General features: G+C 72.7%; 5 protein-coding genes. All 5 read right to left on the bottom strand.

Annotated elements, in window-relative coordinates:
• Window positions 1–274: 274 nt before the first annotated feature.
• A complete protein-coding gene (locus DLJ59_RS17355) occupies window positions 275–1,126 on the bottom strand; it encodes a sulfotransferase family protein (RefSeq protein ID WP_158630850.1) in 852 nt (283 codons plus the stop codon).
• Entirely contained in the window at window positions 1,123–2,703 is a 1,581-nt protein-coding gene (locus DLJ59_RS17350; protein ID WP_124773677.1) for an oligosaccharide flippase family protein, read from the bottom strand. Before DLJ59_RS17350 ends, DLJ59_RS17355 begins: the two co-directional genes overlap by 4 nt.
• Window positions 2,704–2,731: 28 nt before the next feature.
• Complete coding sequence (locus DLJ59_RS17345) at window positions 2,732–3,745, bottom strand: Wzz/FepE/Etk N-terminal domain-containing protein (RefSeq protein ID WP_158630849.1); 1,014 nt, start codon at window positions 3,743–3,745, stop codon at window positions 2,732–2,734.
• Between the two features lie 24 nt (window positions 3,746–3,769).
• Complete coding sequence (locus tag DLJ59_RS17340; protein WP_124773675.1) at window positions 3,770–5,227, bottom strand: O-antigen ligase family protein; 1,458 nt, start codon at window positions 5,225–5,227, stop codon at window positions 3,770–3,772.
• A gap of 177 nt (window positions 5,228–5,404) precedes the next feature.
• Window positions 5,405–6,697 (bottom strand): glycosyltransferase family 4 protein, encoded by a 1,293-nt coding sequence (locus DLJ59_RS17335; RefSeq protein WP_124773674.1) that lies wholly within the window; start codon window positions 6,695–6,697, stop codon window positions 5,405–5,407.
• Window positions 6,698–6,864: the final 167 nt, after the last annotated feature.

The following is a 6,864-nucleotide window of genomic DNA, read 5'->3' as shown; positions in this document are numbered from 1 at the left end:
CCGTACCGGCGGCACCGGGCGGGCGGGCCGGGGCGGGGGGTTCCCCGCTGGGCGTGGCCGGCGGCGGCACCACAGTGACCGACGTGCCCGTCCTGCTCCGCGCCGACCAGCCGGTGGACCGGATCCTCGCCGCCGTCCGCTGACCGCCTACGCAACCTCCAGCGTGCGCTCGCTGGCCCGCATGTCGATGTGCCGAGTAGCGGTATACCGCTTATTAGCGCGTCCGCCCCGGCGGCGGCGACCGACGGTCACCGCCGCCGGCCGGCGCCGTGCGCTAGCCGAGCCAGGGGTCGGACCAGCCGAGCAGGGTCGCCAGTCGGGCGTTGTGCGGCGCGAAGTGCGCGCCCAGGCGCTCGCGCAGAGCCGGGGTGAGCTCGGAGAGGCCCGGGTCGACGCGACGGGTGTGCCGGGTGAACGCCTCGGGGGTGAAGGCCGGCAACCCGAGGAAGCGCAGGATGTCGGCGTACGTGCCGGCCGGGTCGGCCTGGAGGTCCTCGGTGCGGGCCAGGTGGATCCGCTCCCGGGGGATGTGCGCGAACCACCGGTCCAACTGCTCGGCGTAGCGGCCCCGGGCCGCGTACGAATAGTTGCGCAACGCCCGGTGCGCGGCGGCGCTGTCCGGGCCACCCGCCGTCGCCCGCGCCAGCCGCTCCTCCTCCGCGTCCAGCGCGTCGACGAAGGAGAGCGGCTCGACGCCGTACGAGCGGGTGTGCAGGTAGTGCGAGTACGCCCGCTGCACCGGGTCACGCAGCAGTGCGACGAAGCGGGCCTGCGGCAGGGTCGCCGCGACCCGGGCCGGCACGCTCGGGTGGAACAGGTAGTAGGGGCTCGCCTCGAACGTGCGCTCACCGGGAGCGAGGCGCGGGAAGTGCCCCCGGTACCACCGCACCCCCCGAGCGTGGTGGACGCTGAAGTACTGCAACTCCTTGCCGCTGGCCACCTGGACCTGGGGATGCGCGGCGAGGTGGTGGTACAGCGACGTGGTGCCGCAGCGCTGCCCACCGATCACCAGAAAGTCGGGCAACGGCCCAGGGTCGCCCGGCCTCGCCGCGCGCCCCCACGCCCGCGCCGCGCGTACTCCCCGACGCAGCCGGTCGGTGACCTGCCGCCGCGCCACGCCGGTCACGAGCGCACCCCGGTGCGGCCGGCACCCACACCGGCACCGTCGGCCCGCTCGGCCGGGGCGCGGCGACCACCTCGGCGGGTCACCGAGCGCAGCACCATCACGTCCTCCCGACTGAGCCCGAGGGCGAGCACCGCGGCGAGGTACGCCGCCGCGATCGCGGCCAGGCCGACCACGAGCTGCACCGTCCAGCCCTCGACCAGCCAGCGCACACCGAAGCCGACGCCCATCGCGACCAGCGCGGCGACCAGACCCTTGACCATGCCCGCCGTCACCGGCACGGTGTGCACCTGCGCACGCACCTGCCAGACCCGGGCGATGTTCACCGCCGCCAACGAGACCGCCCAGGCCACCGCCGCGCCGAGAATGCCGTACGCGGGGATGAGCCACAGGTTGAGCAGAACGTTGAGCAACAGGGCGGCGAGATTGTCCATCATGTTGACCGAGACCCGCCCGGACATGTTCAGCAGCGTGCCGCAGGGCCCGGTGGCGGCGTTCACGAGTTGGCCGAGCGCCAGCACCACGGTCACCGCCGCACCGCCGGCCAGTCCCGGCCCGCCGACCAGGCGCAGCAACTGCTCCGGGAAGACCAGCAACGCCACGAAGGCCGGGAGCGACAGCCGGAGCACCCAACCGGTGGCGACCCGGTAGATGCGGCGCACCTCGTCCAGTCGCCCCTGGTGGTAGAGGTGCGCCAGGTGCGGACCGAACGAGGCGTTGACCGGTGCCAGCACGAACACCGCGATCGTGACCAACCGGGTCGCCACGTGGTAGACACCGATGGCGTCGGGACCGTAGTCGAAGAAGCCGAGCAGCAACGCGTCCACCCAGATCAGCCCGGTGGACGACAACGAGGAGACCCAGCTGACGGTGGAGAACCGGAACAGCTCGCCCGGCCGGTACGCGGGCCGGGCTGCGGGCACCCGGCGCAGCATCCGGGCGAGCGCCACGAGAGCCAACGCGGCGGCGCTCCAGCTCGCCGCGACCAGCGCCCAGAACGCGCCGGTCAGGCCCGCCCCGAGGGCGAGCGCCAGCGCGGTGAGCACCAGCCGGGTGGCGGGCTCGTAGACCTGGCCGATGAGCGCGTAGGCCCGTTGCGTGCGCCAACCCCGGGTGGCCGCGAGCGCGGCCTCGCACACCGTGGCGGCGGGCAGGCACAGCGCCACCAACCGCAGCCCGGTGGTGAGCTGCGGGTCGTGCAGGGCGTCGGCGAGCCACGGCGCGCCGACCGCCAGACCGAAAGCGATCACTGTGGACGCTACCGCCGAGATGCCGACCCCGAGCCGGATCGCGCCCCGGAGGGCGGCCGGCTCGTCGTCGGCGAGATGCACCGCCACGAACCGGGTCAACCCGGCCCGGAAACCGGAGAGCGAGAGCAACCCCAGCAGCGACAGCACGGCGTAGACCTGTGCGTACCGGCCGAGTTCGCGTACCCCCAGGGCCCGGGCCAGCAACAGCATGACCAGGAAGAGCGCCACCTGGCTGAGCACGGCGCTGGCCAGGTTCAGCACACCGCCGCGGGCCATGCCGCGTACCTGCTGGTCGCCGGCCTCCGGCGCGGCCGGCGGCCGGCCGGTCACCTCGCGCACCCGGCGGCCCGTTCGATGGTCACGGCCGTGCCGCGGTCACGGTCTCCGCCGGCGCCGAGGGGGCCGCGGTGCGCGCGGCCGGGACCACCGGGCGGGCGGCGACTCGACCCCGGGAGAGCAGTTCGAGTACGCCCACCAGCAGCACCCCGAGCAGCAGACCCGCACCGCCCACCGGCAGGGCGGTGCGCACCAGTTCCGCCATCCGGCTCACCTCGTGCGCCTCGCCGATGCTGGTCACCTGCTTCGGGTCGGCGGCCTGGGCCTGCGCCCGCGCCGCCTGCAACCCCTCCCGCGCCTGGGACAGGGCGTTGGTCGCCGCGTCCCGCTGGGCGAGCAGGGCCTGGTAGTCGGGGAGCTTCGGCCCCAACTCGTCCAGCTTCTTCTGGGCGGTGGTGATCGCGGCGGCCGCCGCGGCGGCGCCCCGGCCGTTGCCGACCGCCTGCATGGAGAGTTGCTGCTGGCGCAGGCTGGTCAACTCGCTCAGCGTCGCCTGGTAGATCCGGTCCGGCTGGGAGACCTTGTTCGCCTTCTCCCACTCGCCGATCGCCCTGGTCGCCGCGGTGACGTCGGCGTTGGCCGCCTCGACCTCGCCGGTGGCGATGCCGACCTGGGAGGAGAAGAGGAACGCCAGCGCCCGGGTGGTGGTCGCGGTCAGCACCGGGGCGACCTTCGCCCGGTCACCGGCGGTGTACGTCACCTCCAACTGGCTGCTCGCGCCGACCTGGCTGATGGCGAGCCCGTCGCGCAACCGCTCCGGCGACACACCGGTGTCACCGGCCACGTCGGCGAGGACCCGGGGTGAGGTGACCGCCGCGCCGAACGCCGCGACGAACTGGTTCGCCGCCTGCGTACCGGTGTACTGCGTCCCGGCCGCGCCGCCCACCAGCGCCGGCGCCGCCACGTACGCGGTCCCGCTGAACTGCTGTGGCGCGAACAGAACGATGGCCGCCGCGGCGCCGGTGGCGAGCACCGGCACCCCCACGAGTACCCAGAGGCGCCGCCGGGCGACCCGCAGGTAGTCGACGATCTCCACTTTTTCCCCAATGCTGTCGTTCAGTCAAACCGGGACGGACGTGCGACGTGGCTGCTCGCCGGTCAGGTGCGGAGCCGGTTGGCGGGCGATCACACTGGCCGCCGCGGCGAACGCGACGAAGTACCAGAGGGTGACCACGTTGGAAATGACGTTGGAGGCGGCGCTGATCGCCACGAAGGCGGCGGCGCAGCCGGTGAACCCGACCGCGACACCACGCTCGAAGCTGCCGGGAGGCGCCCGCCGCAGCGCGGTCCGGGCGGTGTACAGGAAGGCGGTCAACATCAGCAGGTACGCCCCGAGACCCAGCAACCCGGTCTCCACGTACGCCCGCAGGAAGTCGTTGTGCGGCTTCTTCGCCTCGTCGGTCTCGCGCTGGGTCATGTTCGGCCCGATGCCGGTCACCGGGTTCCGGTCGGCCAGCGTGACGATCTCGGTCCAGTAGCCGATCCGCCACTCCAGGGTGTTCCCGGTCGGGTCTCCGCCGGCCGCGCGCGATGTGGCGAGTTGGGCGAACCGCTCGCCGACGGCGGGCACCAGGGCCACCCCGGCGACCGCCACCACGCAGAGGGTGACCAGCATCCGCTTGCTGCGATGCAACACCGCGACCACCACCAGGCCGATCGCGGCGCCGAGCAGGGCGCTGCGGGTGTTGGTGAGCAGCAGGAACAGCAGCGAGAGCGCGAGCAGCACACCGAGTGTCGCCCGCAGTCGACGATTCAGGAAGCGGTACACCGCGAACCCGAAGATCACCATGAACATCAGGTAGCGGCCGAACGTTGTCGACTGGCTGAACGTGCCGCTGATCCGGGTGAAGTCGCCCTTCACCTCGGCCGGCGGGTTGCCCAGCAGCGACAGGACGACGGTGTAGCCCAGCGCCAGCACCAGCGAGGCATAGCAGGCGAAAAGGACCCGACGGATCGCCGCGGTGTCCGGCATGAGCTGCTCCAACACCACGAACATCACCACCACGGTGAGGATCCGCAACGCCTCCAACAGGCTGTTCGCCGGTTGGCTGGCGCCGAGGGCGCTGACCACGCTGCTGGCGCCGACGAGCAGCATGGCCCAGCTGAGCGGGGAACCGCGCAGCCGCCCGTGCCGGCTGAGCTGTGCGGCCAGCCAGAGCCCGGCGGCGAGGAGGAACAGCACCGCGAGCAGGGTGGAGGGGTCCGCCGCCCGGGCCGTTCCGGCGGAGTTGGCCTGGCCGGCGCTCGGGCCGGTCAGCTTGAACAGGTCGACGCAGGAGCGCACCGCGAGCATCAGCAGCACGTACCCGGCGAACCGGGTCAGCGCGAGCACGGCCACCGCGATCCCCGCGACCACCGCGAGTGGCAGCACCATGCCTCTACGGTCACCGGCCGCCATGGAGACGCCCGCGACCACCGCCACGACCGCGGCGGCCAGCGCCGCGCCGCCGGTGAGGAGGCGGGTCGGGTCGAGCCGCTTGGTCATGAGCGGAGTGACCTGCTGCGTGTGTTGTTCCACTGATCCCACTGAACTGAATCGGCGCTGCCCGGCCGCTGCCGGGCGCGGCCAACCGATGTCCTCCCGGCACAAGATCGGTTCAATCTAGCCCGGTCACCTCGACGGGAGAAAGGGCCGTTGCGCTGACTGTTCCGTCCTCCGCGGGGCTGATGCCACGCTCCCCCGGCGAACACCCCGTCAGTCGGCGGCCACCGCGGGTCGTGCCCTGGACCGTCGGCCCGGCTCCGGTGCCAGGCGCAGATAGAGCCGCTCCAACTCGCGGGCGGCGGTGTCCCAGCTGTACCTGCTGGTGACCCGCTCGCCCAGCGCCACGGCCCCGGCCCGTTCACCCGGCAGGTCGGCGAGCAGCGACGTCAGTGCCCGGACCAGGTCGTCCTCGTCCCCGTCGCGGAACAACCGCCCTCCGGCGGCGTCGGAGTTCAGCACCTCGACGTGCGGCGCGATGTCGCTCGCGACCACCGGCAATCCGTACGCGGCGGCCTCCAGCAGCGTCAACGGCAACCCCTCCAACCGGGACGGTTGAACGAAGCCGGCGGCACCGGAGTACAGCTCGGCGAGCAGGTCACCGTAGGCGAACCCGGTGAAGACGATCCGGTCGTCCGTCCCGGCCTCACGGCGCAGCCGGTCCACGAAGTCGTCGGTGAACGACGACCCGCCGACGATCGCCAGGCGCATCGGGGTCTCGGTGCGGCGGAAGGCCCGGATCAGCAGGTCGGCCGCCTTCTCCGGAACCAGTCGACCAACCAGCAGCAGGTAGCCGCCGGGGGTCAACCCGAACCGGTCCTGGATCTGCCGGGTCCGGGCCGGTCGGGCCGGGTTCACGCCGTTCGGGATGTAGGTCGTCGGACGGCCGAACCGGGTGCTGTAGTGGGCGGCGAGCCCTTGGGAGACAGCGACCCGCTGGTGCGGGACGTACCCGCTGAACCAGTGCGCGCTGCCCAGCACCGCCCGCGCGGCGAGCCCCCACTTGCCCCGCTGGTTGTCCAGTCCGTGCACGGTCAGCACCACGCGCGCCCGGGACAGGGCTCGCGGAAGCGGTGCGACCAGGGCCGGCCCGAGCCCGTGGTAGTGCACGATGTCGGGCCGCGCGGTCATCGCCGCCATGGTCGAGGTCGCCGCGTGCACGATGGCGTCGAGGTGCTTGCTCGCGATCGTGTGGGTCTGGCGCAACCGCACGCCCCGGTAGCCGTCGGCGGGTGTCTCGCCGTAGCTGCGGCGGCAGTAGACGGTGACCTCGTGCCCGAAGCCGGCGAGCCGGCTGGCCATCTCCTCCACGTGCCGTTCGATCCCGCCGTAGGTCGCCGGCATCCCCTTCTGGCCGATCATCGCGATCCGCAGCGGACGCCAGGCGGTGTCGGTGTCAGCGGCGCTCGCCTCCGCCGGTCGGCCGGGGGCCACCCGCTGCCGGGGAATCGCAGGGCTTTCGGCGTGTTGATCCACTGCCTCGGCCTGCAGGTCGGGATGGCCCACGTTCACTCCCTGCGTGACTAGGTCCGCGCCCGCCACCCGGGCAGGTCAACACCTTGCCATGGATGGGCCCGTTCGCCAGCTGATCATCAAGACAAAAAAATCATCCATGGGATTTGCCGCAAAGGGAATGGCACGACAGTGACATCGAGGTGGACGGTGCCGGTGCC

The sequence above is a fragment of the Micromonospora inaquosa genome (genome assembly GCF_003857055.1).
Lineage (GTDB): Bacteria > Actinomycetota > Actinomycetes > Mycobacteriales > Micromonosporaceae > Micromonospora > Micromonospora inaquosa.
This window is presented reverse-complemented; position numbering and strand designations above follow the sequence as displayed.